The sequence below is a fragment of the Achromobacter sp. CF-sbj1-Ac2-l genome (genome assembly GCF_052698165.1).
Genome location: NZ_CP199855.1, coordinates 4,679,750 through 4,704,066 on the forward strand (window position 1 = coordinate 4,679,750; position 24,317 = coordinate 4,704,066).

Sequence of the window (24,317 nt, forward strand, 5' to 3'; positions counted from 1 at the left end):
AGGAGCCACCCCCATGCCCCGCATGCCGTCCGAACCGATTCTGCCGCCCGACATGCAAGCGCCTCTCGCATCGCCGCCCCGGCGGGCGCTGGCGCTGGGCCTGACGGCCCTGGCCTGCGCGCCGCTGCGCCTTGCGGCGGCCGCCAACGCCACGGCGCCGACGGACCGGAACGCCATCATCCGCCAGGTCTTCCAGACGGACCTGGCGGGCATTCGCTATGGCAAGGACCACGCCAAATTGATGGGCGGGCTGGGAGTGATCTGGATTCCGGTGGAGTCCGGCGCGCCGGGCATCGAGTTCGAACATCCGCTGGGCGGCAGGGACACCGTTGCGGCGGCGATGACGTTGCTGGGCACGTCAGACAGGCCGCTGGCGACGCGACGACTGGCCGAGACATGCCGGTTGGTGCCGACCTACGTGCGCGACATCGCACGCCTGGCGCCCGGCCGCTACGCCCTGCCGGCGCCGCGGCGCGAGGCGTTCGATTTTCCCGACAGCGGGGTGGATGCGCAGGGGTTTTTCCAGCTTCGCCCCGAACACCTGACCCTGCTGCGCGCGGCGAACTGGCGCGAGGCCGGCAAGGGCGAGTTGGAAGCCGTGCTGCGCGAAGGCGACGCCTTCTGGCCGATGCCCTTCATCGACGGCAAGCGCCCGTATGGCGACAGCAGCCACTACCAGATCGACATGGCGCAACTGCTAGGCAAACCCTATCCAGTGGGCGCCAATGGCCGTGCCATCACCGATCCCGCCACGGATTCCCGCCTGGAAAAACTGCACTGGCAGACGGCGGCGGCGCTGCAGGTCGTGCTGGCGCACGCCAAGACCTGAACCGCGCGCCGAAGCGGGCGCGCTAAGGACGCGCGAAGAAATGGCGGATGTCGTCGGCCACCGGCACCGCCGCCAGCACCATCAGGAACAACGCCAGCGGCACGGTCGAACCGAAGCCGTAGTGGAAAAAGGAATAGGCGCCCGTCACGCCGCCGGCGAAAAACAGCGTGACCATCGTGCTCAGCACGATCAGCTTGCCGCGGTCTGCCCGCACCGGGGCCGCGCCGGCCCTGTCTTCGTGCGCCAGGTTCCAGTAGAACAGCTTGCCCAGTTCGATGCCGATGTCGGTGACCATGCCGGTCACGTGGGTCGTGCGGATCTCGGACTTGGACACCTTGGTGATCATCGCGTTCTGCAGGCCCATGATGTAGCACAGCAGCATCACGGTGCCGGGCACGTAGAACCAGCGCAGGTTCTCGAGGTTCGCCCCCAGCAGGCCGAAGGCCAGCAGCAATACCGCCTCGACCATCAGCGGCAGGGCGAACTCGCTGGCCAGGTGCGTGCGCCGGCCGAAATTGATCAGCGAGGCCGAGGTGGCCGCCCCCGCCACGAACGACAGCAAAGCGGCCAGCCCCTGCACCACCACGGCCAGGCCGCCCAGCACCATGTGGTCGGCGATCATCGAGACAATGCCCGACATGTGCGAGGTGTACTGCTGCACGGCCAGGAAACCGCCCGCGTTGACGGCCCCCGCGATGAAAGTCAGGAAATACGCCAGCCGCCGGTTGGCCTGCGGCGTGCGGCTGACCGCGGTGAGCTGGCGCAGGAAGGGAATGGTCATGGCGGCGCGCTAGTGCACGGCGAAACAGGTGCCGTCCATGGAGCCGCCCGAGCCACAGTTGGGCGTGGAGTCACCGCTTTTGCCGCCCGGCGGCCGCGCCTCCTGGGCGACCAGGCCCGCGCCCTTGCGGCGCAGCACCAGCGTCCAGCCGGGCGCGTCCTTTTCTTGGACCACCAGGGTAGCGCCGCGCGCCTCGGCCTTGCCCGACATATCGCACAGCCAGCGGGCGTTGTAGGGCTCCGCCGCCAAGGCCAGCGTTGGATCGCCGCAAATGGCTTTCTCGGCGCCGCTCTTGGCGCGGGCGCTATCGAAAGAGGGCCGGGCCGCCGCAGAGGCGGCGCCCACGCCTGCAACCAGCATGACGACCGCCAGGCCGGCGGCGCGCGCATAGCGCTTCATAGCGGGAACTCCCGGAAAAAGGGCAGCGCGGCCGGCGAACGGGCCGCGCCCGGTTCCTGGATTCTACCCGCCTCATCGCCCTGGCCGGCGGGGTTTGCCGCCACCGCCGTCCATTCCCGGTCCAAGTCCCTGCCCGCTCACGCGGCGTCGGACTCACTCAACTGCTTGCGGCGAAACTCGCCCTGGCGCGTGAACATCCAGCCCGGGTACTCGGGCGGCAAGGCGCTGACCTGGTCCAACGCCGCCAGCTCTTCGGCCGTCAGGCGGATATCCGTGGCCGCCAGGTTGTCGTCAAGCTGATCGACGCGCTTGGCGCCGATGATGACGCTGGTGACCGCCTTCTGGTGCAGCAGCCAGGCCAATGCCACCTGCGCCACGGAGACGCCGCGCGCGTCGGCCACCTGGCGCAAGGCGTCAATGCTGTCGAAGGCGCGCTCGCGGTTGACCGGCGGAAAGTCGAATTGGGCGCGACGATCACCCGCGGCGGCCTGGCCATCGCGGCTGTACTTGCCGCTGAGCAGGCCGCCCGCCAGCGGGCTCCACACCATCAGGCCTACGCCCTCGCTTTGCAGCATGGGCACGAGCTCGCGCTCCAGGTCGCGCCCGGCGATGGTGTAGTAGGCCTGCAGCGATTCGAAGCGGGCCAGGCCCAGCCGCTCGGCGATGCCCAGCGCCTTCATGATCTGCCAGGCCGCCCAATTGGACACGCCGACGTAGCGCACGTGGCCATGCTGCACCAGGTTGTCGAGCGCGCGAACGGTTTCCTCGATCGGCGTGGCCGGATCGAAGCCGTGGATCTGGTAGAGGTCGATATGGTCCAGTTGCAGGCGCGCCAGGCTCTTCTTGACGCCCTCCATGATGTGGACCCGCGAATTGCCCCGGGCGTTGACGCCGGCGCCGGTCTGGCCGAACACCTTGGTGGCGATGACGACGTCGTCGCGCGCCACCTTGAGGTCGCGCAGCGCCTGGCCGGTGATGACCTCGGAACGGCCCTCCGAATACACGTCCGCCGTGTCGATGAAGTTGACGCCCGCTTCAAGCGCGCGTCCCACCAGGCGGTTGGCGTCTTCCTGCTGCAAGGCGCCGATCTTGCTCCACAGCTCGCCTTCGCCACCGAAGGTCATTGTGCCCAGGCACAGTTCCGAGACGAACAGGCCGGTGCTACCGAATTTCTTGTACCGCATCATTGCACTCCTTCCTGGGCGCGGCGGGCGGCCGTCCCGGGATGGACGGCGCCGGCATGGCCGGGGTGAAAACAGTATGCGTCGCCAGCGCCGGGGGATGGATGCTCGATCCTGCCCTTTTTTTGCCCGATTCTCTGGCCATCGCACCCGACAGCGGGAGACGCGCCCGATCCTCCGCATTTTTTGCCTATTTCTCCGCCCCCCTCCGGCATGCCCCCGAACGTGTGCTGACTGGGTCTACACTGGACATCGCCTGATTCTCCAGCGGCCCGCGCCACGCGCGCGCAAGGCCGCCTTGCCCGGAGCCCGTCCATGCCTCCCGCCGACCACACCCCCAACCCCGTCTTCGAGCCCGCCCGGCACGAACTGCTGTGCCTGCTGGAACGCATGACCGGCACGCAGGAAGGATCCATCGACACCCCCGTCGAGGGCCTGTACCTGCATCGCCTGTCACAGCCGACCGGCCCCAAGCCCGGCCTGCAGAAGGCCGCGCTGGCGGTCATCGCCCAAGGCTCCAAGCGGCTGCTGATCGGCGAGGAGACCTACGAGTACGATCCCTTCCACTACCTGATCTCGTCGGTCGACCTGCCGGTGGTGGCCAAGGTGTCCGTGGCCAGCCCGACCCTGCCCTACCTGGGCCTGCGGCTGGACCTGAACCCGGAGGAGATCACCGAGCTGATCAGCGACGAGAACCTGCCGCCGTTGGTGCCGGCCGAATCTTCGCGCGCGCTGTGCATCAACCCGCTGGGCGGCACGCTGCTGGACGTGATGCTGCGCCTGCTGCGGCTGCTGGACACGCCGCGCGATATCCCGATCCTGGCGCCCATGATCAAGCGTGAGCTGCTGTACCGCCTGCTGATGAACGGCCAGGGCGTGGTGCTGCGCCAGACCGTGCTGCAGGACAGCCAGCTCAACCGCGTCGCCAAGGCCATCCGCATCCTGCGCGACAACTACGCCCAGCCGCTGCGGGTCGAGGAAATCGCCCGCGACGTCCACATGAGCGTATCGTCGCTGCACCATCACTTCAAACAGGCCACGGCCATGAGCCCGCTGCAATACCAGAAGCACCTGCGGTTGCAGGAGGCGCGGCGGCTGATGCTGACCGACGATGCAGGCGTGGCGCTGGCGGCCCATGCCGTGGGCTACGAAAGCTCGTCGCAGTTCAGCCGCGAATACAGCCGCCTGTTCGGCACCCCGCCCCTGCGCGACAAGCGACGCTGGAAGGACGAGGCGCTGGCAACTGCCTGATCCTCCGACGCGCGGCCGCCGCCATTGCGGCGCCAGTTCGCCCTGCATCCAAATCCGTCTCTCGCGTGTAGTACCTGCAACGGCGCGCATTCCGTGTGTCGTTGCAGACAGATCCCCTCTACCCGCAGGAGACCGCTCATGAATACTCGCTTCCCCCTCCGCCGCCCTGGCGCCGGCCTGTTCGCCCCCGCCATGCTGGCCGCGTGCGGCACGCTTGGCGCCTTCCAGGCCATGGCGTACTCGCAAGACGCGCTGCCCGCCGACGTCCGCGTGCCCGGCGGCCACAAAGTGGCCTGGGAAACCGTGGGCAAGGGTGAAATCACCTACGAGTGCCGCGCCAAGGCCGACGCGAAAGACCAGGCTGAATGGGTCTTCGCCGGTCCCAAGGCCGTCCTGAACGACCGCCAGGGCAAGCAGGTCGGCACGTACTACGGGCCTCCCGCCACCTGGGAAGCGGCGGACGGCTCCAAGCTGACCGGCACCCAGGTCGCCGTGGCGCCGGCCGGGGCGGGCAACCTGCCCTATCAATTGGTCAAGGCCAATCCCGCCATGGGCGCGGGCGCCTTGACGGGTGTGGCCTATATCCAGCGCACGGCGCTCAAGGGCGGCGTGGCGCCACAGACGCCGTGCACGACCGCGACCCTGGGCCAGCGCAGCCAGGTCGCCTACCAGGCCGACTACATTTTCTGGAAGGCGGACTGACACGGCGGGGCTTGGCGGGCGGGCGGACTCCGGTAATATGCTGTCACCCGCCCGGGCCCGGCCCGGGTCCGCACCCACCGTCGCCAGGCCCGCGCACATGCCGCAACGCCCCGCCCCGGATTTCGATTACGAAGCGGCTCTCAAGGAGTGCGCGGCGGGCCGCCGCGCGGCGCTCGAGGCGCTGTATCGGCAAGAAGGGCCACGCCTGCTGGGGGTGGCCCAGCGCATCCTGCGCGACCGCGCCCGCGCCGAAGACATCGTGCACGACGCCTTCGTCAATATCTGGAAGCAGGCCGGCGGCTTCGACGCCACGCGGGGCTCGGCGCGCGGCTGGCTCTACCGCATCGCCCGCAACCTCGCCCTGAACGCCGTGCGCGACAGCCGCCACGAAACCGGCATGGACGAAGACACCGCCGCGGCCCTGGATATCCGTGACTCGATGCAGGCCTGGCACGACACCCGCGACGCTTTCGAATGGCGTGACAGCGCCGGCCGCATCGGCCCGTGCCTCGAACAACTGGAGCCGGTGCGTCGCAACTGCCTGCTGCACGCTTACGTCGAGGGCCTGTCGCAAAGCGAGATCGCGCAACGTATCGGCGCCCCCCTGGGCACCGTCAAAGCCTGGATCAAGCGCAGCCTCAAAGCGCTGAAGGAATGTCTGGCATGAGCGCGCTGCCGACGACCCCGGAAGGCCTGGACGAACTGGCCGGCGAATACGTGCTGGGCATCTTGCCCGGCGCCCGCCGGCGCGAAGTCGAGGCCCGCCTGGAGCACGACGCCGCGCTGCGCGCCGCCATCGACCGCTGGGAAGCGCGACTGCTGCCGCTGGCCGATCTGGCCACCCCGATCGACCCGTCGCCCGGCCTCTGGCCGCGCATCGCGGCCACGCTGGACGCGGGCCAGGCCGCGCCCGCGCCCAAGCCCCGGCAAACGCGCGCCACGCTCTGGGATAGCCTGCCGTTCTGGCGCGGCGCGGCCGCTTGCGGCCTGGCCGCGGCGCTGACCCTGGCGGTCGCCCTGTCGCTGCGTCCGGTGTCGACGCCCGCGGCCACGCAATACATGGTGGTGCTGGTGGCGCCGCAGTCGCAGGCGCCCGGTTGGGTGATACAGGCCCAGGCAGGAAGCCACGACGTGCAGCTCGTCCCGATTGCCGCGGTACAGGTGCCGCCGGACCGCGCCCTGGAATTCTGGACCAAGGCCGACGGCTGGTCCGCTCCGGTGTCCCTGGGCCTGGTCAAGCCCGGCGAACCGGTGCGCATCCCGCTGGATGCCTTGCCGCCGCTGGAGCCCAATCAGTTGTTCGAACTGACGCTGGAGCCCGCCACCGGGTCTCCCATCGGCAGGCCTACCGGACCGATCCAGTTCATCGGCCGCGCGGTCAAGATGATGTAGCGCCGGACGGCCTACTTCTTGCGGAAGGGGTAGGCCTGCTGCGCCAGGAACGTGCCCGGCATGTCGTTATCGAGAATGCCGTAGTTTTCCGGCAGGCGCTTGCCCGTGCCGCGCACCGCCGTGCCGAACAGGTAGTCGATGAACGACAGGTGCGCCGCATAGTTCTTGTCGATCGCCTCGGTGTCGGACGAGTGATGCCAGTGGTGGAAGTCCGGCGTCACGATGATATAGCGCAGCCAGCCCCACGGCAGCTTGACGTTGGAATGGATCAGCACCGCCTGGAAGCCGACGATGATGATGTAGGCATCCAGCACCGGCTTGGAAAAGCCCAGCGCGAACAGCACGCCCAGCACCGCCACCCGCGTGATCAGCAGTTCGACGATGTGCAGGCGCGAACCGGCCAGCCAGTCGAGCGTGCGGGTGCTGTGGTGCACCGCGTGGATGCGCCACAGGAAGGGCACCTCGTGATACGCCCGATGCGCGGCGTACTGCACCAGGTCCGCCACCAGCACCGCCACGAACAACTCCACCAGGTAAGGCAGCGACTGGATCGCCTGCTGCAGCGGTTCGTACGCGGCCCACGAGAACAAGCGGTGCACGAAGAAGTTGATGCACAGCAGCACCGCGCCCACCGACAGGTGGTTGAAGAGGAAGTGCTTCATGTCCACCTGCCATTCGCCGCGGAACACCGGCTGGCCCGGGTATAGCGGAAACAGCTTTTCGAAGATGATGAAAACGGTGCTGGAGGCCAGCAGGTCGAGGATGAACCAGTCCAGCCCCAGGTAGGGATGATGGCCGGTGTTGGACGTCGTCACCACCACCTGGCTGCCGCCGGCGGCGACCGCGCCGCACACCAGCACGAACGCGGCGATGTTGAGCCAGCGCTGGCGGCCGAACACGATGTTGGTCAGGGCGATGGTGCCGGACGCCAGCAAGGCGGCGAACAGCAACGTGCGCATCGCGTCGACGGTGTAGAAAGTACGCAGTTCGGGCGTCGTCAGATACGCCGGAAAGTGAAATGCCAGTACGCCGAGCACCGACAGGATCGCGAGGAATAGCGCAATCACGCCGGTGATCATTCCGGTGCCCGGATGAATACGGCCCTCCTGCTGGAACAACGCCAGGACTCGGCGATAGATGGGCGCGCGCTGATTCATGTCACTTTTATGGCAGACCACGGGGAAGCGAGTGTATCCCCGGCCCGAAACGGTCCATGTAAATAAACGTGAAAAGATAAGACCAAGCAACTCCCCCGCGGCGCTCCTCTTGACGCACCTTTTGCGTGGCATCAAGTCCGCCCTGCGGCGCGCCACCTGGCGGGTTGACTTTGGCAGGCCATTGGGCTGTCATGGAACCGACAGCTCATTTACGGGCCGGCCCGCCGGCCCCGCGCAGCCCCCCTTCAACCGGATCACGCAAGAGGCCGTCATGTTCCCTGAGTACCGCCAACTGATTACCCGCCTGAAAGCCGAAAACGGACATTTCTCCGCCCTGTTCCAGCGTCACAACGACCTGGACCAGGAAATCAAGAATATGGAGGCGGGCATCGTGCCGGCCTCGGACACCAGCGTCGAAGTCCTGAAAAAGGAAAAACTGCTGCTCAAGGACAAGCTGTACAGCCTGCTGCGCGCGGCGGACCAGAACGCCGGCTAGGCGGGTATCACGCACTCGCCTGACAACAGGCGCCCTCTCCGGGGCGCCTTTTTGTTGCCCGCTTTCCGCACAGACGCCTATCTTTCGGTCCGAGTTTCGATCACCAGTCCGCGGAAGTCTCCTTTTCAACGCACTTGCTGACAATAAGCTGAATAAATAAAATCCCGGGATACGGTCGCCTGCCGACCGCGTGAACAGGATGCAAAGGTGCAAGACAGAGATTTCAAGGCCGGCGAGGCCGTCTCGCCGGTGACGGGCTGGGCCATGATGCCGTTGGTGGAACACGATTCGTTGCTGCTGCGGCTGGACTTCCTGGCCGCCCCGTCGCCCGCGGCGGCCACGCGCAGCGAACGAGGGCGCGTCTATGCCGTGACGTCCGAGCAACTGCTGTTGCTGCTCGATTCGCTGCGGGCGCAGTTGGCCAAGCTGCAACCCGGCCAAGACGGTCCGCGCCATTGATGCGGGGCGGCGCCATGACGCCGCCGGAAAATATTCAGCATTTCTAAAGATGGATTAGGATCTTTAGATTCTCTAATCAGGCTGCAACCGCTAGTCTGTCGCCCTTGACTCAGGGTACGACATGACCAGCGCCTTTTTCCCCGGTTTTTTCCTCAGCCTCAGCCTGATCCTCGCGATCGGCGCGCAGAATGCCTTCGTGCTGCGGCAAGGCCTGCGCCAGGAACACGTCTTTGCCGTCTGCATGGCGTGCGCGTTGTCGGATGCCGTTTTGATCGCCGCGGGGGTTGCCGGTTTCGGCCTGGCGTCAAACGCCCTGCCCTGGCTGGAGCCGGTGCTGCGCTACGGCGGCGCGCTGTTCCTGCTGATTTACGCGGCGCGCAGTTTCCGCTCGGCGTTGCGCAACCACAGCGGCCTGACGCCGTCCTCGCGCCAGGCCGCCGGGCTGGGCGCCACGCTGGCGACCTGCCTGGCCTTGACCTGGCTCAATCCGCACGTCTACCTGGACACCGTGGTCCTGCTCGGCTCGATCTCCAGCCAGTACGAGGGCCGCAAGGTCGCCTTCGCGCTCGGCGCCATGGCGGCCTCGTTCGTCTTCTTCTTCACGCTGGGCTTCGGCGCCCGGCTGCTACGGCCGGTGTTCGCCAGTCAGGCCGCCTGGCGGGTGCTGGACGCACTGGTCGGGCTGGTCATGCTGGCAATCGCGGTCAAGCTGCTCCGGCCCTGACGGCGGCCGGCATATTGCGGAACGTGACGCCCAAGCGGTTGAAGGCGTTCATCAGCCCGATCGCGTAGGTCAGGTCCGCCAGTTCCTTGTCGCTGAACTCGGCCGCGGCGGCGGCATAATCGGCATCCGGCACGCCCGTTTCGGCCACCCGCGTCACGCACTCGGCCCAGGCGAGCGCGGCCTGCTCGCGGGCGCTGAACAACGCGCCGCCTTCGCGCCACACCGGCACCAGCACCAGCTTGTCCACCGTCACGCCCTGCTTGAGCAGGTCGCGTGAATGCATGTCGATACAGTAGGCGCAACCGTTGATCTGCGAAACCCGCAAGTACACGAGATTGACTAGCGCCTCCGGCAGGCCGCACTGGCGCAGGTAGGCGTGAACGGCGCCAAAAGCCTTGTAGCCTTCGGGCGCGGCGCGGGCATAGTCGATGCGCTGGCTCATGATGAAAGAGTCCTGATAGATGGCTGTCGAAGACTCCATGTTGCGCCGGCGCGGTTTATTCCGGAAGGGCCAAGAAGCGGGTTCCGGATTGGGCCATGTGCGCCTGCCACGCGGGTCATTCGATGTGCGGATGCCGATCCGCCAGGCGCTGCCGCTTCTGCTTCAACGCTTCCAGTTTCTCTTCCAGGTCGGCAATCTCGGCATCCACGTCCTGCACGCTCTGTTCGATGTGATCGTAGGCCTGTTGCAGCAGCGCCTTCACCTCGCCCTTGTTCGCGGCGTTCGGCGTGTCCCCGCGCAAAGGCCGGTTGGCCGTCTCGGGCATGAATACGGCCGTGATCAGGCCCACGACCGCGGCCGCCATCAGGTAATACGCCGGCATCATGAGATTGTCGGTTTCCTCGACGATCCAGGCGGCGGCGGTCGGCGTCAGGCCGGCGATGATGATGGCCACGTTGAATGAGGCCGCCAGCGCGCTGTAGCGGATGCGGGTGGGAAACAGCGCCGGCAGGGTGGCGGCCATCACGCCGATCATGCAGTTCAGCACGATCGCGATCAACAGCAGGCCAAGGAAGATAAGTCCGATATTGTCGCTACCCAGGAGCATGAAGGCCGGAATGGCCACCACCATCAACCCCAGGCAGCCGGTGATGAAGAACGGTTTGCGGCCGATCTTGTCGCTGACGAAGCCCACGCCCGGCTGCACGAACAGCATGCCGACCATCACAACGACCACGATCAACACGCCGTGCTGCTCCGGATAGTGCAGGCTGCCCGACAGATAGGTCGGCATGTAGGTCAGCAGCATGTAATAGGTGATGTTGGTCGTCAGCACCATGCCGATGCAGACCAGGAGTGCCTTGCGGTATTTGGCGAAGATCTCGCGCACCGAGACCTTCGGCCGTTCCTGCACCGCATCACGGTCGTCCTGCTCCATTTTCTCGAGTTGTTGCGTGAAGGCCGGCGTTTCTTCGGCGGCGTGGCGCAGATACAGGCCCAGCAGGCCCAGCGGACCGGCGATGAAGAACGGCGCGCGCCAGCCCCAGTCCAGGAAGGCTTGTTCGGACATCGCGGTCTGCAGTAGCAGCACCAGGCCGGCCCCCAACACGAAACCGGCAATCGATCCGAAGTCGAGCCAGCTTCCCAGGAATCCTCGTTGACGATCGGGCGCATACTCGGCGACGAAAATCGCGGCGCCGGTGTATTCCCCGCCCACCGAGAAACCCTGCGCCAACTTGCACAGCAGCAACAGCAACGGGGCCCAGAGACCAATGGAGTCATAGGACGGAATCAAGCCGATGCAGAATGTGCTGATGGCCATGATGATGATCGTCAGCGACAGGACCTTCTGCCGTCCGAACTTGTCTCCCATCACCCCGAAGAACACCCCGCCCAGCGGCCGCACCAGAAAGGGCACCGAGAACGTGCCCAGCGCCGCGATGGTCTGCACGGCCGGCGAGGCGTCGGGGAAGAACACCTTGCCCAGCGCGAAGGCGACAAAGCCATAGACGCCGAAATCGAACCACTCCATCGCATTGCCCAGCGCCGCGGCCGTCACCGCCTTTTTCAGCTTGGTGTTATCGATGACGGTGACATCGCCGCTGCGCCAGGGGCGCACGGTTTCCTGCGAAGAAGAGGACGTGGATTCGGCCATGGCAACACCGCGAATTCAATGTGACCCTGAAATTCTACCGACGCCTGACCGTTAGCCACCCGTCAAAATGTGACTTGTGCATCCAGGTTTGAAGATGGGTCGGCGCGCCAGGCTGACGCGGGCCATTCGCGGCGCCGCGATGCCGGATCATCCCCACCATGAGATGGCGCAAAAAAACCCGGCAGGTCACTAGTCCTTTCCACTGTCAACTCAAGAAAATTGAACAAAAGTCGGTCGCAGGGTCAGTGTTCCCAGCGTTCGACCGGCCGCGTTGCGAAATGGAGGGCCGCCACCATATTTGTGGCAAGGCACGGGGCAGCTCGATACAGCATTGAAATCATCGCTGGCCAAATGCAGATTTAAGCAGCAGCGATCCGGCAACGGAAGGCGCAGCGCCGGCGCAGGCCTCGCGGCCATCCGCCGACTCGAGCCCCCTCCAGCATAAAACGTCTTCCTTCCAGCGAACGACCCAACGAGGTGCCGACCTGGCGGGCACATGTTGTTGCTTGAAGCCTGCCTTTCTCTCGGAAAGGAAGGCTTCTCTTTTGGGCTGCTGACATTCATTCCCCCTCGTCATCCCCCATTTTTAGTATGGTGCCGCGGCCACACCACTGTTATAGGTAGCGCACGCGCCTGGTAAACCTAGCCTCAAGGAGTGATCGATGCAACGTGTTGGGAAGTATTTGCCGTCAGGAGTGCACAGAGATGCTGGATCGCAAGTTGTTGGAGTCACTTGGAGGCTGGGAGGGTTATCGGGTTGAGCGCGTGGTGTGGCCAGAGGGGTCAAGCCGCACGCTGTCGATCTATTTAAAGCCCACGGCCAAGGTGATGCATTGCGAGCAGTGCGGTGCTCGGTGCCGCCAAGTTCATGAGACGACGATCCGACGGGTACGTGATCTGCCGCTGTTCGAGTATCGGGTTGTTCTTCACGTGCCACGTCGGCGCTTGTGGTGTGAGCAATGCGGTGGCGCGCCTGGAGCGGCTTGCCTGGCTGGGGCGATACCAACGGGTGACGGATCGGCTCGCGCAGGCCTGCAGCCAACTGCTGCAGTCGAGCAACGTGCAGGCGGTGGCCAGATTTTTCGATCTCGGTTGGCATACCGTCAAGACGCTGGACAAGGCTCGGCTGCGTGAGTCGGTGTGTGAGCCGGATTGGACCAGGATCGAGTATTTGGCGATGGACGAGTTTGCCCTGCACAAGGGCCATCGCTACGCCACAGTGTTGGTCGATCCAATCGGCCGGCAGGTGCTGTGGATCGGTCCAGGACGATCGCGCGAGACAGCTCAGGCATTCTTTGAGCAACTGCCGCCTGGGGTCGCCCAACGCATCAAGGCCGTCGCCATCGACATGACCACGGCCTACGAGTTGGAGATCCGGGACCACTGCCCACAGGCCGAGATCGTCTATGACTTGTTCCACGTCGTGGCCAAGTATGGCCGGGAGGTCATTGATCGGGTGCGCGTGGATCAGGCTAACCGATTGCGCCAGGACCGTCCCGCACGCCGGATCATCAAATCGAGCCGCTGGCTGCTGCTGCGCAACCGCGACAACCAGGATCGGCAGCAGGCCGTACGGCTAGATGAATTGCTGCAAGCCAACCAACCGCTACTGACGGTCTATGTCCTACGGGACGAACTCAAGCGGCTTTGGTTCTACCCAAGGCCCGCCTGGGCAAAACAAGCCTGGAACCACTGGTGCGATCTGGCCGATAGAGCAGCTGAATGCCGTCACCAAGGCGGGCCGAGATCTTGAACTGTCCCTGCATCTCGACGGTGCCCGTCTGTGGCACGCTACCGCTGCGACCGGGATCAGCGAAGCCGATTATGCAGCCACCTTCGATTCGATCAGCGTCTGCTTCTCAAAGGCGCTTGGCGCGCCGGTCGGCTCCTGCTTGGTCGGCGGTAAAGACTTCATTGCCTGCGCCCGCCGCTTCAAGCAACAGATCGGCGGGGGCTTCCGGCAGGCCGGCATCATCGCTGCGGGCGCGCTTCATGCGCTTACGCATCATCGCGGGCGACTGGCCGAGGTCCATGCACTTGCCCGGTGTTTCGCCGATGGGCTGGCCGAATTTGAGCGGATCATACTCAATCCGGCCAGTATCGAGACAAACATCGTGCGCTTCCAGCTTCGCGATTCCGATGCAGGCAGCTTCGTCGAGGAAGCCCATCGTCGTGGCCTCCACATGCTTCCCTCCGGCCCAAACGCGGTTCGGGCGGTCTTCTATCTCGACATCACGGAACCAGATGTCGAGGCGGCGTTGTTGATCGTCCGTGAGACGCTCGACGCCCGTTTACCACAGGGTGAAGGCCAAGCTGCCGCTTCGCATGTCGGGACGGCAGCTTACTGATCAATCGGGGGCATAGCCCTCTCACAGCGTCCCGCGCCGGTGATCCTCGCTGAGTTTCAGGATGGGGCGCTTCGAGAGGGTTTCCGGCTGCACGCGCTCCCATAGCGTTTCGCCACCGGATTCTTTGGCGCGGTCTTCCTCGCGCCGAATCCACTCCTCCGCACTTCTGATCCGTCCGGGATGGATTTCATCAAGCAGCGAATAGTCGCGTGTGATGATGTCGTGCTTCCACTGGTTCCAGAAGCCAGTGAAATTGTCTCGGAAGCTCATCGTGCTCTTGTCGGCTGGGTCCGCATTATAGCCAGCGGGAAGGCCCGCGATGGCAGCGAGCGGAGCGAAATAGGCATCGAGATCAGTATCGACGTAGCGCGCCGGGTACCCGGTCACGCGCGTGAAGGCGGCGGCGAGATCGGCGTAGCGGATATGGTCGATAGCGACTTCCAGATCCATGCCGTTGGCGCGCTCGGGATGGTCGAAGAGCCAGCGGACATAATAAGCGCAGTCCTCGAGTGCGACATGGACGACCGCGCCCTGTCCGAGCGGCACGCGCCAAGTCAGTACACCGTCCTCGATCCTTGGCGTCATCGGTGTCTGGGCGGAAAAGGCCATTTCCATATAGGGGCCAGTGGTGAACAACGCGGCCCCCATACGACCGCCATTGCCGACGTTCTGGTTCAGGATCCACTCGCCGATCCGGCCCTTGCCGTCATAATGTCCGGTGCGGAACATCGACCGGTAACCTGCCTTTTTCAGCGTGTAATCGAGGTTGCCGTAGACAAAGAACTTTACCCCCTCTTCCAGCGCGATCTCATAGGCGCGGATCGCCCAATAAGTCTCGGTCTTTTCTCCGGTGTTGAAGCCGTCGATGTTAAGGAAGACACCATCGCACGCGCGCATACCCTGGCGCAGGATAGTCTCGTCCGCGAACGTACCTTCCAGAAACTCGACATTCCCAAGTTCCGCGAGAGCTCGAGCCCGGGCCGATACCGCATCGCGCGTCAGCGCCAGCACAGAATAGCGGCCGTCGCTGACCAAGCCACGCACAACGGGAATACCCTGCGCCCCGGTCGCGCCGACGACGAAGATTCGGGAGGTTTTCAACATATCCGACTCCAAGCAGTTGATCTTCTGCATATTAACTCTCATAATGAGAGTTAATCAACTCTTATTATGAGAGTTAGTGGGATTGGTATTGAAAGACGATGAAATCAAAGAGTTTTGAGGGAATGGCCTGTTCAATGGCCGAAGTGTTGTCGGCATTAGGCGATCGTTGGGGCATGATCATCATGCGTGACCTGCTGCTAGGTCTCACCCGCTATGATGATCTGCGGCGCTCCACAAGTGTGACCAACGCCACTTTGTCTGGCCGGCTCAAAGATCTGGAAGATGCAGGGCTGATCGAACGCAGACAATACCAGACTCGGCCCGAACGACACGAATATGTCCCGACTGAGAAGGGCCGCGATATGGCCCTTGTCATGCAGGCAATGGTGCAAGTAGGCGACAAATGGCGTCAGCAGGAGAAACGCGGCGCTCCTTTGCAATTCGTCGATAGCGTTTCCGGTCACAGAATTCGACTAGCATTGGTCGACGCTGAGACGCTGGCTGCTACCGTACCCTCAACCATCCAAGTTGAGGCTGGCCCTGAAGCGGATGATCTCATGAAATGGCGGATATCGCAGGGCGAATCCGAGCGTGCTCGTCGAAGGGGACTGCTGCAGGCTCAGTCTCGCTAGACTTAGCTGACGTTTTCCGTGCTCGATGTCGCGCCTCCCCCCTGTCCTACCGCAATGTCCCAGCCCCGTCCGTCACGTCCATCAGATCGAGGCCGGCAGAAACTTCTGAACGGCAGGTTGTTGAATTGCGTCGAATCTTGACCCTAGATTTGCACTGAAATTTGACCCACCCTCAAAGTTGGAATCCCGGGTGTTCCTTTGCTCGCAGCCTTGACCCGGTCTAACTGATCCACCTTCCATTGCCTAGCGAAGGCTGCGACTCGGTCGTACGATCCATTGAATCCGAGCGCACACAGATCGGCGTGCATCCGCTTCAAGGTTCTGCGTCATTTACGGGGTTTGTTCGCCTCAGTTTTTAGCCAGACCGAAAGCTTGAAGGCATAGGAATCTAGGGCACTTGGCGTCCGTCGAGTCGAATAGTTGGGTTCCGTCGTGTCGGTTCTTAGGTACTTCCGGACGGTGTTACGGGAGACGCCAAGCCGTCTGGCGATCTCCCTCAGAGAGACTTGGTCACGTAGGTGCCAGCGTCGAATAGCACAAAGCGCCAAAGCGACCAGCCCGTTTTAAACCGCCTCTAGTGCGAGAGCGATTCCTTGACCTCCGCCAATGCACAAAGTGACCACGCCTCGCCTGACTCCATCGCGACGCATTGAATGCAGCAGACGCGTGGTCAGCACTGCTCCCGTGGCGCCGATGGCATGACCATGCGCAATGGAGCCGCCCTCCACATTGACGATATCCTCCGGCAGCCCCAATTCGCGCAAACACACCAAGGTAACCGCAGCGAAGGCCTCATTGATCTCGATACGCTCGATATCAGATTGCCGCCAGCGTGCGCGCTCCAGAGCCAGTTTGACCGCGGGGATCGGCCCCAAGCCGAACATACCGGGGTCGACGGCAACCACACCATGGGCGACCAGTCGGGCCCAGGGCTGCAACCCTTGCGACTCGGCGTACTCCCGCTCAGCCAAGATCAGCGCCGAAGCGCCGGCGTTGATCCCAGGCGCGTTGCCCGCCGTGATTGAGCCGCCTTCGCGAAAAGCCGGTCTCAGCTTGGCCAATGTCTCCACCGTAGTGTCGGGGCGATTGGCCTCATCGCGATCGAATAGGAAAATCCCCTTGCGGGTGTTTAGCTGTATGCCGGTTATCTCGGCATCGAACTTCCCAGCCGTCTGCGCTGCGCCAAAGCGCTGCTGGGATCGAGCGGCCCAGCGGTCCTGGTCTTCACGAGTGATGGCGTACTTCGCAACCAAGTCTTCTGTGTGCCATCCAGAATGCTGCCCGCTGAATGCGTCGTTCAGGCCATCACTAAGCATGCTATCGAGCATGACGGCGTCACCCATACGATTGCCCCAACGCCCGCCCGGTGCCAGGTACGGTGCCCGGTCCATGTTTTCCATGCCGCCAACGATAGCCATCTTGGCATCGCCAACCAGAATTTCGAGCGCTCCGGTAACGATAGCCTGTGCCCCCGACCCACAAACGCGGTTAACGGTCAACGCTGGCACCTGAACCGGCAGGCCCCCGCCGATGGCGGCCTGCCGTGCGGGGTTCATTCTCCCGCCGGCCTGAATCACGTTTCCCATTACGACTGTGTCGATCTTATCTGCGGGAAGGCTCGAGCGACGCAACACCTCGCGCACAACCGCAGCGCCGAGTTCGGAAGCAGGCGTATCCTTCAGAGCGCCGCCATAGGCGCCAATAGGTGTGCGCACGGGGGTGCACAGGACGAGTTCAGGTTTGCTCATGAGAAATCTCTTTACTGTTAGGGGAGACGTCAAAAATCAAACAGGTCGTTGTTGCATGGGCATACAGTTTTCCGTCGGGACCGACGATGCGGCCCTCGGCGGTCACCACTTGGCGCCCTGCATGAATCACCGAGCCCTCAGCGCGTACCAATGGCACTCTTTCGTTGAGTGGACGCACGATGTTCACCTTGAGCTCAAGTGTCGTGAAACCCTTGCCCGCCGGCAGTTCCGCATGGATCGCACAGGCGACTGCCGAATCAAGCATCGTGGCGAACCAGCCGCCATGGACTGTACCCAGCGTGTTGTAGTGGCGACGCTGTGGCCGCCCCTGAAATACCGCCTCCCCAGGAGCAATATGTATCGGCACGAAGGCGAGAATGTCTCCGATGGGGGGCTGGGGGAGCACTCCGGCAAAGATGTCCTCGAAGACCTCCATTCCAGACCTGCGGCCGATCTCGTGCGCCGCTGGCACACCAGGCGCACCTAGACGTGTCCTAACGGCATCTTCCTCTGAGCGCCATTGCGCGGCGATATCATCCACCTGCATTCATTGCTCCATTTCCTCGCTGAACTCTTTGCCTATCTGTCCAGGCACGGATTAAGTGTGATGCGCGCAGCGCCCTAGCGCGGGCGCAAGCATCTTCGACGGCAATCGGAAGGACGCGACGGCTTCTGAAAGTCTGAGCGCTTGGATCCGTAGACTATCCGCCGCCGCAGCACTCTCCTCCACCAGCGCTGCATTCTGCTGAGTCACTTGATCAAGCTGCTGGACGGCGTCACTGACTTGGCTGATCCCACTTTTCTGCTCTTCACTGGACAAACTGATTGCAGTAATCAGTGAACTAACGTTCGACGCCTGTTCGACAATCCTATCCATGGTTCGACCGGCATCGGCGACCAGCTCGCTACCTCGATCGACACGGCTTACGCTATCCGTAATCAGGCTCTTTATCTCCTTCGCAGCCTCGGCGCTTCGGTGTGCAAGTACTCGAACTTCACCTGCAACCACTGCAAAGCTGCGGCCTTGATCACCAGCACGAGCAGCCTCGACCGCAGCATTGAGGGAAAGAATGTTAGTTTGGAATGCAATGCCTTCGATGACTCGAATGATCTCTTCGACCCTTCGTGCGCTATGAGCGATCTCGCCCATCGTCGAGACAACGCTTCCAACGATCTCTCCCCCATCTGCGGCCACGGCGGAAGCGTCAGATGCCAGTTTTCTGGCGGTTTGCGACGACATTGCATTTTGCTGAACCGCAGCAGCCAACTGCTCCATCGACGCTGCAGTCTGTTCAAGGTTGGACGCTTGTTCTTCAGTGCGTTGGCTAAGATCGGCACTTCCGCTGGCCACCTCGCTAGAACCGATGGCGATGGCATTTGCACTGACCCGCACCTGCGAGACGATATTCACCAGACTCTCGTTCATGCGCTTCAACGCATGCAGTAGCTGACCGACTTCGTCGTTCGAGCCCGAGTATCCATCCATGATCGTGGTCAAATCTCCCCTGGCAACCTTCTCAGCAAGCGCGACAGCGGCTTTTACGGGTAGGGTCACTGACTTCGACAACGCGCGTCCCAAGTAGATCGCCAATGTGATCGCTGCGGCAGAAAGCAAGAGCGTTGCTCGAACGCCGGTATTGGCCTTGGATTCCGCGTCCACGCTGGCTTTGTTCATCAGCTCCTCTTGATACGCGATGAAATCCTCCATCGTTGACGCATAGCGCACGCGATGCTCCCGGACCACCTCATTCAAGAACTGCTTTGCAGAATCTGCTCTTCCGTCCTTGACGCGCTCCAGGAACTCGGACAGTACCTTGACATACTCGGCCCTGGCGCCTTGCACCGCACCTAGCAGCTCCAGCCCTCGGCCAGATTTCACCATTGGGGTCAGCAAGTCGTACTGCCTTCGCACTTCATCTCTGCTCGCCGATATCCTCGCCGCCAGCGCTTCCAACTGATCACCGTGCAGGATAAGCATGTCCCGTGAAAGCTGACCCTGATTGCCAATCTCTTGAGCAATCTTGGATGTGATCCTCACCTTCACGTAGAAATCTTGCCTGATGTCATTGATGTCTTTGCTTAGCAAGCGAAGCATCTGGAACGAGACAAAGCCAACCCCGAGCATCAAAAAAATTACTATGCCGAATGAAAAGATCATTCGACTTCCGACTTTCATATTTTTCATAGATAGCATGACGTCAACATCCGCTAGAGATCGGGCTCGGCGGACTACTCGCCCCTTGGCCCCCACTGACCCAACGAGAGATTTGCTCGGCGGGGCCTGGCATCGCATATAGAAAACCCTGGAATCCATCGCAACTGCTCTCCATCAGGAAAGCGTGCTGCGCTTCGGTTTCAACACCCTCGGCGACGACGCATAGGTTCAGGCTGTGTGCCAATTTCACAATCGCCGTAACTATCGTGGCGTCACTGATATGAGTGAGTGCTTGCCGAATAAACGACTGATCAATCTTGAGTTGATGCAGCGGCAGTCTCTTGAGGTAACTGAGGGACGAATAGCCAGTACCGAAGTCGTCTAGCGAAAAGCGCACCCCCAACGACGTGAGAGCGGTCATTTTTTCGATTACGTCGTCGGCATCACTCAGGAACATGCTCTCGGTAAGCTCAAGCCGCAGCAACTCAGGGTTAGCCCCGGTTCTAGCCAGAACCGACTTCACTTGCGCCACGAAATCAGCTTGCCGTATTTGCCTTGCGGAAATGTTGACCGAAACTGTCAGATGGCTCGTAGCAGCGCTGCCCCCCCACTGGTAAAGCTGCCCACAGGCCCGCTCAAGAACCCACGTTCCGATCTGAAGTATCAAGCCTGATTTCTCGGCCAGAGGTATGAACTCGGCTGGCGAGACGGTCCCACGCTCCGGATGACGCCAGCGAACCAGCGCTTCCACCCCTGTAATTCCTCGGTGCGCATCCACGATAGCGTGGTAGTGCACCAGCATCTCCTCACGGCCGAGCGCACCGCGCAAATCGCGTTCGAGCTCGATACTTTCGGCCGCAATGGAGTGCATCTGGGGCGTAAAGAGCCTAAGCGTGTTTCGTCCGGCAGCTTTGGCTTGGTACATCGCCAAGTCAGCGTGCTTCATCACGGCTTCAACGCTCTCCGCTTCTGCGTCGAACACTGCGATCCCAACGCTGGCGGTGCTGAATAGCTCGTGTCCATCAAGGACACACGGGGACGAGAGTTTTTCCAGGATGTTGCGCCCAACCTGCTCCGCTTGCCTGCTGGCCACCGACGGGCTTTGACTGAGCCCGTCCAGCAGCACCACAAACTCGTCTCCGCCAAGCCGCGCCACCGTATCAGTCGAGCGCGTAGCCTCGTTGAGCCGCGTCGCAACATGAGTCAGCAACCTATCGCCCTTGTCATGGCCTAGCGTATCGTTGAGGTCCTTGAAATTGTCGAGGTCGAGAAACATCAAGGCACCACACTCGCCATCTCGACGACATGCATCGACAGCGCGCCTGACACGATCCATGAACAGTCTTCGATTGGGTAGGCCCGTCAATCCATCGAAAAAAGCCAAGCGCTGAATCTCACTTTCATGCCGCTTGCTCTCACTGATGTCCGCGCGGGTACCAACCATGCGCAGAGGGCTACCTTCACATGTTCTCTCGACCACCTTCCCGCGGACTTGGACCCAAACCCAATGTCCATCACGGTGGCGCAGCCTATGTTCTGACTCGTAATACTGCGACTCGCCCGCGAGATGCCTCTCAAGTGCCACAGCGACCTTATCGATGTCGTCCGGGTGAACTTCGCTGCGCCAGCTCTTGCCGGATGATCCCCGCGAAGCCTTGGCTCCTACGATCTGCGCAGCACGTTCGTCCACCGACATTCGTTCACTGGGAAACGATTGATCCCATAACCCTACCCGAGCACCATCGAGCGCGAGTTCCATACGCTCAGCGCTTTCCGCTCGCTCTTGGTCGCGTATGGCTGACAGGGTGGCCAATGCTGAACGCTTGCCCTGAATGATGGCGAGGCTTATGCCAGCGAGAAATAGGATAGCGACCCACACGGCGCCAAGCCCCTCGGCCAACCGCAGCCAGGGTCGATTGACTTCCGCTAAACTCCGACTGACGGTCACGACGAGCTCTTTGTCTAGATGAGCTAGCGGTGCACTGATGTCCCTTTCGAACACCATCCTTCCCGGATCAGGGAGCGGTAGCGTTTCCAGTGGCTTGAAGGTTGACGCGTTTGCAGGCGGCACAAACAGTACGACCGCTCCTGCACGCTGCCTGATGGCGCTCCACATGTCAGAGGCGTACGTGACGGAACGCATAACCACGTCGAAGTAGGCCGGGTATAGAATCGCGCTCACGACACCAGCAACTTCTCCGGGTGGCGCGTCGAGCCTCATCGAGAGCTTGATGTTCGAGACACCCGGCGTGTACTCATATGGGCGAGAAACATACACGACGTCCGGGTTCTTCATCGCTGCTATGTCCTGCAGAAAGCCCCGATCGTCCAGGTTTTCATCCTCTAGTTCGTCGCTTGACTGAATGATTTTCCCTGACCCGTCCAAGATCATGAGAGCTCGAACTCCGGGCATGGCACGGCGCATCGCCTCCATTGCCAGGACGCTTCCCTTCGACCCGAAAGCGAGGTACGAACTGCGCAGGCTTTCAAGAGCGTTACGCACGCCCAACCACTGGTGGCGCACGTTCTCTTCAACCGTTCGGGCCTGCGCTTCCAGCCTGCTAAGTTCAGTGTTCAAAACGTAGCTGCGCTCTGAAAGCACGGCATACACGCTGAGCCCAATGCCGATAAAGACAATCGACGCAAGCGCCAACCATTCGTTTCGGTCTTGGCGCGAAAATTTTAGTGTGCTCATGACACGCTGTTTGGGTTCTTGTCTTGCCCAACTCTTGCCTGCGGAAGTTCCCCTCGCAACGTGAGCCTTGGCGAGAGATTCTCCCCAAGAAGTTCGAAGGGCCCTTTGCTATAAGTCCGGTGCGCAAATCGCGCGTTATGCCGCGAAAATATATTTCGAGTCTTAACAGCCCCTCGCCTCCGGACGCCGAGGTCGAATCAGAAGGATGGCGATCGCAGCGATAAGGCAAGCCGCTCCCGCGGCAAACAGCGCCGGCGTATAGGACGCTAGGATCGAGCGTGACAGACCCGCGCTGTAGGCCGCAGCTGCAGCGCCAAGTTGGTGTGCGGCGAAGACCCATCCAAATACCAGACTTGCTTGCTCCGGCCCGAATCTAGCCGCCGCCAGTTTCACGGTAGGAGGAACGGTGGCAATCCAGTCGAGTCCATAGAACGCAGCGAAGAGAGACAGGCCCACTAGCGTGAACTCGGAATGCGGAAGCCAGAACAGAGAAAGACCGCGCAGTCCGTAGTACCAGAAGAGCAATTTTCGATTGTCAAAACGATCAGAGAGATACCCTGACAGCGTAGTTCCAATCAGGTCAAAGACGCCCATCATTGACAGGACAGATGCTGCGGGGATCGCGCCCATCCCGCGATCCCCACACAGGGAGATGAAGTGGGTTTGAATGAGGCCGTTCGTGCTTAGGCCACAGATGAAGAAGGTTCCTGCAAGAACCCAGAATGTCGGAACGCGCGATGCCATTGCCAGCGTACGGAACGGCAGCCTCCAGTCAGCGCGAGGAGCCGGGGCCGGAGGCGGAGCATCCTTCGCGCTTCCGTAAGCTTGTATTCCCAAAACGGCGGGACTATCCCGCATGAAGAGCACAACAAGGACGAAGACTACGGCCGACGCAGCGATAACCGGTGCCAGTGCCCAACGCCATCCGTGCTGCTCGATCAACCATGCGATCAGCGGCAAGAAGACCAATTGACCGGTGGCGCTGCTGCCGGCCAGAAGTCCCAACACCAGTCCTTTACGCTGCACGAACCAGCGATTCGCCACAATCGCGCCGAGCACCATAGCTGTGAGGCCTGTCCCCAAGCCGAGCGCAAAGCCCCAAAGTGCAAATGCCTGACCCAGCGTTCGGATGGATACACCCAATAGCAAAGAGCAGCCAATCATCGCGGATGCGAATGAAACGACGCGGGAGACGCCGTATCGCATCAATACCACTGCAGCAAAGGGTCCCAGCAAGCCGTACAGCGCGAAGCGCGTAGCGAAAATCGAGGATAGCTCCGACGTACTCCAGCCAAACTCCTGGGACAACGGTTGCATTAATGCGCCAGGCAGACCAAGAGCGGCAGACGTCACAAGCATCACCATGAAAGTGACCGCAGCGACCACCCATGCATAATGGATACCTCGACGTTGCAGGAACAGGGCGAAGCGGGCTGCTAGCATTTCGTTGACATCCGGAAGTCGAGGACTGATCTGCTCTGGCGCGGCGCAGGGCAGGGATATGCTTACAAGCGGAAAACAATAGATAAGTTCGCAATGATAGCGATCACTATCATTAAATGTCAACGAGGATCAGTGCTATGAAAGTGTCCAAGCAACAGGCTTTGGAGAATCGGGAGGCACTGCTCGCAGCCGCCGGCATGCTCTTCAAGGAGCACGGAATTGACGGCGTCGGCGTGGCCGATATCTGTGCTCGAGCCGGACTCACCCAGGGTGCGCTATACAAGCACTTTGCAGATAAGCAGGAACTTGCGGCGAATGCCTTCTCTTACACGTTCCGGATCACTCATGATCGCGCGATGGGGCCCAAGGAGTCACGCACCTATGACTCATACTTGAAGAACTACCTGGCGCCGCACGTTCGAGACGACATGACCAAAGGATGCCCATTCGTATCCACTGCATGTGATGCTGCACGCCAGGGAGAGGCGATGAGCGGTAGCTTCACCGACGCGTTTGTTGAACTCCGCGATGGAATCCGCGCAGCGCTTCCGACCGGCCAAAATTCGATCGACCGCGAAGCCACCGCGACAACCGTAGTTGCAGCGCTCGTGGGCGCAATGGCCATTTCGCGAGGCGTTCTGAAGGCCGACAGAAAACTGGCAGATGAAGTGCTCTCGCAGGTTCGCGCAATGCTCGCCCCGCTGGGTAAGGAATGAGGCTCGACC

At 62.1% G+C, this 24,317-nt stretch carries 23 protein-coding genes and 2 pseudogenes; 12 read left to right on the forward strand and 13 right to left on the reverse strand.

Annotation, left to right across the window (positions count from 1 at the left end):
- Window positions 1–13 precede the first annotated feature (13 nt).
- Window positions 14–829 (forward strand): hypothetical protein, encoded by an 816-nt coding sequence (locus ACUDCK_RS21390; RefSeq protein ID WP_144655291.1) that lies wholly within the window; start codon window positions 14–16, stop codon window positions 827–829.
- Between the two features lie 22 nt (window positions 830–851).
- Here the strand turns inward: ACUDCK_RS21390 and ACUDCK_RS21395 are convergent, their stop codons facing one another.
- The 3 genes from ACUDCK_RS21395 to ACUDCK_RS21405 form a co-directional block, all read right to left on the reverse strand.
- On the reverse strand, window positions 852–1,610 hold the full coding sequence (locus ACUDCK_RS21395; protein ID WP_054501147.1) for a YoaK family protein: 759 nt from the start codon (window positions 1,608–1,610) through the stop codon (window positions 852–854).
- Window positions 1,611–1,619: 9 nt separating this feature from the next.
- Complete coding sequence (locus ACUDCK_RS21400; protein WP_175167554.1) at window positions 1,620–2,009, reverse strand: hypothetical protein; 390 nt, start codon at window positions 2,007–2,009, stop codon at window positions 1,620–1,622.
- A 137-nt stretch (window positions 2,010–2,146) separates the two neighbouring features.
- A complete protein-coding gene (locus ACUDCK_RS21405) occupies window positions 2,147–3,193 on the reverse strand; it encodes an aldo/keto reductase (RefSeq protein WP_054501243.1) in 1,047 nt (348 codons plus the stop codon).
- Between the two features lie 312 nt (window positions 3,194–3,505).
- On the opposite strand from ACUDCK_RS21405, the gene ACUDCK_RS21410 reads away from it, so the two are divergent.
- The 4 genes from ACUDCK_RS21410 to ACUDCK_RS21425 all read left to right on the forward strand — a co-directional run bounded on the left by ACUDCK_RS21410 (window position 3,506) and on the right by ACUDCK_RS21425 (window position 6,535).
- Window positions 3,506–4,441, forward strand: coding sequence for an AraC family transcriptional regulator (locus ACUDCK_RS21410; protein ID WP_064524084.1), 936 nt, complete (start codon window positions 3,506–3,508; stop codon window positions 4,439–4,441).
- A 138-nt stretch (window positions 4,442–4,579) separates the two neighbouring features.
- Window positions 4,580–5,143: a DUF3455 domain-containing protein gene (locus ACUDCK_RS21415; RefSeq protein WP_175167553.1), complete on the forward strand. Its 564-nt coding sequence runs from the start codon at window positions 4,580–4,582 to the stop codon at window positions 5,141–5,143.
- Window positions 5,144–5,240: 97 nt separating this feature from the next.
- On the forward strand, window positions 5,241–5,810 hold the full coding sequence (locus ACUDCK_RS21420; protein ID WP_054501143.1) for a sigma-70 family RNA polymerase sigma factor: 570 nt from the start codon (window positions 5,241–5,243) through the stop codon (window positions 5,808–5,810).
- Window positions 5,807–6,535 carry an anti-sigma factor gene (locus tag ACUDCK_RS21425; RefSeq protein WP_244976902.1) on the forward strand — a complete coding sequence of 243 codons (729 nt, stop codon included), beginning with the start codon at window positions 5,807–5,809 and terminating at the stop codon, window positions 6,533–6,535. Before ACUDCK_RS21420 ends, ACUDCK_RS21425 begins: the two co-directional genes overlap by 4 nt.
- 11 nt (window positions 6,536–6,546) lie before the next feature.
- On the opposite strand, the gene ACUDCK_RS21430 is transcribed toward ACUDCK_RS21425, so the two are convergent.
- Entirely contained in the window at window positions 6,547–7,692 is a 1,146-nt protein-coding gene (locus ACUDCK_RS21430) for a sterol desaturase family protein (protein ID WP_054501141.1), read from the reverse strand.
- A 271-nt stretch (window positions 7,693–7,963) separates the two neighbouring features.
- On the opposite strand from ACUDCK_RS21430, the gene ACUDCK_RS21435 reads away from it, so the two are divergent.
- The 3 genes from ACUDCK_RS21435 (at window position 7,964) to ACUDCK_RS21445 (ending at window position 9,371) form a co-directional block, all read left to right on the forward strand.
- Entirely contained in the window at window positions 7,964–8,188 is a 225-nt protein-coding gene (locus ACUDCK_RS21435) for a YdcH family protein (RefSeq protein ID WP_049075356.1), read from the forward strand.
- Between the two features lie 207 nt (window positions 8,189–8,395).
- Window positions 8,396–8,647 (forward strand): hypothetical protein, encoded by a 252-nt coding sequence (locus ACUDCK_RS21440; protein ID WP_175167551.1) that lies wholly within the window; start codon window positions 8,396–8,398, stop codon window positions 8,645–8,647.
- A 121-nt stretch (window positions 8,648–8,768) separates the two neighbouring features.
- Window positions 8,769–9,371: a LysE/ArgO family amino acid transporter gene (locus ACUDCK_RS21445; RefSeq protein ID WP_064524076.1), complete on the forward strand. Its 603-nt coding sequence runs from the start codon at window positions 8,769–8,771 to the stop codon at window positions 9,369–9,371.
- Here the strand turns inward: ACUDCK_RS21445 and ACUDCK_RS21450 are convergent.
- Both ACUDCK_RS21450 and proP read right to left on the reverse strand, forming a co-directional pair.
- Entirely contained in the window at window positions 9,352–9,813 is a 462-nt protein-coding gene (locus ACUDCK_RS21450; protein ID WP_054501242.1) for a carboxymuconolactone decarboxylase family protein, read from the reverse strand. The two genes, ACUDCK_RS21445 and ACUDCK_RS21450, sit on opposite strands and share 20 nt — an antisense overlap.
- A gap of 115 nt (window positions 9,814–9,928) precedes the next feature.
- A complete protein-coding gene (proP, locus tag ACUDCK_RS21455; protein ID WP_064524074.1) occupies window positions 9,929–11,467 on the reverse strand; it encodes a glycine betaine/L-proline transporter ProP in 1,539 nt (512 codons plus the stop codon).
- 705 nt (window positions 11,468–12,172) lie between these two features.
- Here proP and ACUDCK_RS21460 point away from each other — a divergent pair.
- Both ACUDCK_RS21460 and ACUDCK_RS21465 read left to right on the forward strand, forming a co-directional pair.
- Window positions 12,173–13,175 (forward strand): annotated as a pseudogene (locus ACUDCK_RS21460) (ISL3 family transposase); the annotation flags it as partial.
- The gene (locus ACUDCK_RS21465) at window positions 13,087–13,815 is read left to right on the forward strand and encodes a threonine aldolase family protein (RefSeq protein ID WP_082401832.1); all 729 of its coding nucleotides are present in this window, start codon (window positions 13,087–13,089) and stop codon (window positions 13,813–13,815) included. The pseudogene ACUDCK_RS21460 and the gene ACUDCK_RS21465, both read left to right, overlap by 89 nt.
- A gap of 21 nt (window positions 13,816–13,836) precedes the next feature.
- On the opposite strand, the gene ACUDCK_RS21470 is transcribed toward ACUDCK_RS21465, so the two are convergent.
- Entirely contained in the window at window positions 13,837–14,949 is a 1,113-nt protein-coding gene (locus tag ACUDCK_RS21470; RefSeq protein WP_240317377.1) for an NmrA family NAD(P)-binding protein, read from the reverse strand.
- 68 nt (window positions 14,950–15,017) lie between these two features.
- On the opposite strand from ACUDCK_RS21470, the gene ACUDCK_RS21475 reads away from it, so the two are divergent.
- Window positions 15,018–15,551: a winged helix-turn-helix transcriptional regulator gene (locus ACUDCK_RS21475; RefSeq protein ID WP_082401831.1), complete on the forward strand. Its 534-nt coding sequence runs from the start codon at window positions 15,018–15,020 to the stop codon at window positions 15,549–15,551.
- A 191-nt stretch (window positions 15,552–15,742) separates the two neighbouring features.
- Here the strand turns inward: ACUDCK_RS21475 and ACUDCK_RS21480 are convergent.
- From ACUDCK_RS21480 to ACUDCK_RS21505, 6 genes and pseudogenes are all read right to left on the reverse strand, one after another.
- Window positions 15,743–16,108: pseudogene (locus tag ACUDCK_RS21480) on the reverse strand (helix-turn-helix domain-containing protein); the annotation flags it as partial.
- 6 nt (window positions 16,109–16,114) lie between these two features.
- On the reverse strand, window positions 16,115–17,299 hold the full coding sequence (locus tag ACUDCK_RS21485) for a thiolase family protein (RefSeq protein WP_054501135.1): 1,185 nt from the start codon (window positions 17,297–17,299) through the stop codon (window positions 16,115–16,117).
- Complete coding sequence (locus tag ACUDCK_RS21490; RefSeq protein ID WP_116792826.1) at window positions 17,286–17,846, reverse strand: PaaI family thioesterase; 561 nt, start codon at window positions 17,844–17,846, stop codon at window positions 17,286–17,288. The genes ACUDCK_RS21485 and ACUDCK_RS21490 overlap by 14 nt, the downstream gene beginning before the upstream one ends.
- A 51-nt stretch (window positions 17,847–17,897) precedes the next feature.
- The gene (locus tag ACUDCK_RS21495) at window positions 17,898–19,457 is read right to left on the reverse strand and encodes a methyl-accepting chemotaxis protein (RefSeq protein ID WP_175167550.1); all 1,560 of its coding nucleotides are present in this window, start codon (window positions 19,455–19,457) and stop codon (window positions 17,898–17,900) included.
- Window positions 19,458–19,497: 40 nt separating this feature from the next.
- Window positions 19,498–22,149 (reverse strand): bifunctional diguanylate cyclase/phosphodiesterase, encoded by a 2,652-nt coding sequence (locus ACUDCK_RS21500; RefSeq protein WP_054501132.1) that lies wholly within the window; start codon window positions 22,147–22,149, stop codon window positions 19,498–19,500.
- Between the two features lie 162 nt (window positions 22,150–22,311).
- Complete coding sequence (locus ACUDCK_RS21505) at window positions 22,312–23,592, reverse strand: MFS transporter (protein ID WP_054501131.1); 1,281 nt, start codon at window positions 23,590–23,592, stop codon at window positions 22,312–22,314.
- 137 nt (window positions 23,593–23,729) lie between these two features.
- Here ACUDCK_RS21505 and ACUDCK_RS21510 point away from each other — a divergent pair, with 137 nt between their 5' ends.
- A complete protein-coding gene (locus ACUDCK_RS21510; RefSeq protein WP_054501130.1) occupies window positions 23,730–24,308 on the forward strand; it encodes a TetR family transcriptional regulator in 579 nt (192 codons plus the stop codon).
- Window positions 24,309–24,317: the final 9 nt, after the last annotated feature.

Bases quoted from the DNA above. Each gene is read 5' to 3' on its own strand.
- ACUDCK_RS21430 (WP_054501141.1), bottom strand. From the start codon at position 7,692: ATGAATCAGCGCGCGCCCATCTATCGCCGAGTCCTGGCGTTGTTCCAG.
- ACUDCK_RS21475 (WP_082401831.1), top strand. From the start codon at position 15,018: ATGAAATCAAAGAGTTTTGAGGGAATGGCCTGTTCAATGGCCGAAGTG.
- ACUDCK_RS21390 (WP_144655291.1), top strand. From the start codon at position 14: ATGCCCCGCATGCCGTCCGAACCGATTCTGCCGCCCGACATGCAAGCG.
- ACUDCK_RS21495 (WP_175167550.1), bottom strand. From the start codon at position 19,457: ATGATCTTTTCATTCGGCATAGTAATTTTTTTGATGCTCGGGGTTGGC.
- ACUDCK_RS21405 (WP_054501243.1), bottom strand. From the start codon at position 3,193: ATGCGGTACAAGAAATTCGGTAGCACCGGCCTGTTCGTCTCGGAACTG.
- ACUDCK_RS21400 (WP_175167554.1), bottom strand. From the start codon at position 2,009: ATGAAGCGCTATGCGCGCGCCGCCGGCCTGGCGGTCGTCATGCTGGTT.
- ACUDCK_RS21485 (WP_054501135.1), bottom strand. From the start codon at position 17,299: ATGAGCAAACCTGAACTCGTCCTGTGCACCCCCGTGCGCACACCTATT.
- ACUDCK_RS21420 (WP_054501143.1), top strand. From the start codon at position 5,241: ATGCCGCAACGCCCCGCCCCGGATTTCGATTACGAAGCGGCTCTCAAG.
- ACUDCK_RS21510 (WP_054501130.1), top strand. From the start codon at position 23,730: ATGAAAGTGTCCAAGCAACAGGCTTTGGAGAATCGGGAGGCACTGCTC.
- ACUDCK_RS21450 (WP_054501242.1), bottom strand. From the start codon at position 9,813: ATGAGCCAGCGCATCGACTATGCCCGCGCCGCGCCCGAAGGCTACAAG.
- ACUDCK_RS21490 (WP_116792826.1), bottom strand. From the start codon at position 17,846: ATGCAGGTGGATGATATCGCCGCGCAATGGCGCTCAGAGGAAGATGCC.
- ACUDCK_RS21435 (WP_049075356.1), top strand. From the start codon at position 7,964: ATGTTCCCTGAGTACCGCCAACTGATTACCCGCCTGAAAGCCGAAAAC.
- ACUDCK_RS21500 (WP_054501132.1), bottom strand. From the start codon at position 22,149: ATGAGCACACTAAAATTTTCGCGCCAAGACCGAAACGAATGGTTGGCG.
- ACUDCK_RS21415 (WP_175167553.1), top strand. From the start codon at position 4,580: ATGAATACTCGCTTCCCCCTCCGCCGCCCTGGCGCCGGCCTGTTCGCC.
- ACUDCK_RS21470 (WP_240317377.1), bottom strand. From the start codon at position 14,949: ATGCAGAAGATCAACTGCTTGGAGTCGGATATGTTGAAAACCTCCCGA.
- ACUDCK_RS21505 (WP_054501131.1), bottom strand. From the start codon at position 23,592: ATGCTAGCAGCCCGCTTCGCCCTGTTCCTGCAACGTCGAGGTATCCAT.
- ACUDCK_RS21395 (WP_054501147.1), bottom strand. From the start codon at position 1,610: ATGACCATTCCCTTCCTGCGCCAGCTCACCGCGGTCAGCCGCACGCCG.
- ACUDCK_RS21410 (WP_064524084.1), top strand. From the start codon at position 3,506: ATGCCTCCCGCCGACCACACCCCCAACCCCGTCTTCGAGCCCGCCCGG.
- ACUDCK_RS21465 (WP_082401832.1), top strand. From the start codon at position 13,087: ATGTCCTACGGGACGAACTCAAGCGGCTTTGGTTCTACCCAAGGCCCG.
- ACUDCK_RS21425 (WP_244976902.1), top strand. From the start codon at position 5,807: ATGAGCGCGCTGCCGACGACCCCGGAAGGCCTGGACGAACTGGCCGGC.
- proP (WP_064524074.1), bottom strand. From the start codon at position 11,467: ATGGCCGAATCCACGTCCTCTTCTTCGCAGGAAACCGTGCGCCCCTGG.
- ACUDCK_RS21445 (WP_064524076.1), top strand. From the start codon at position 8,769: ATGACCAGCGCCTTTTTCCCCGGTTTTTTCCTCAGCCTCAGCCTGATC.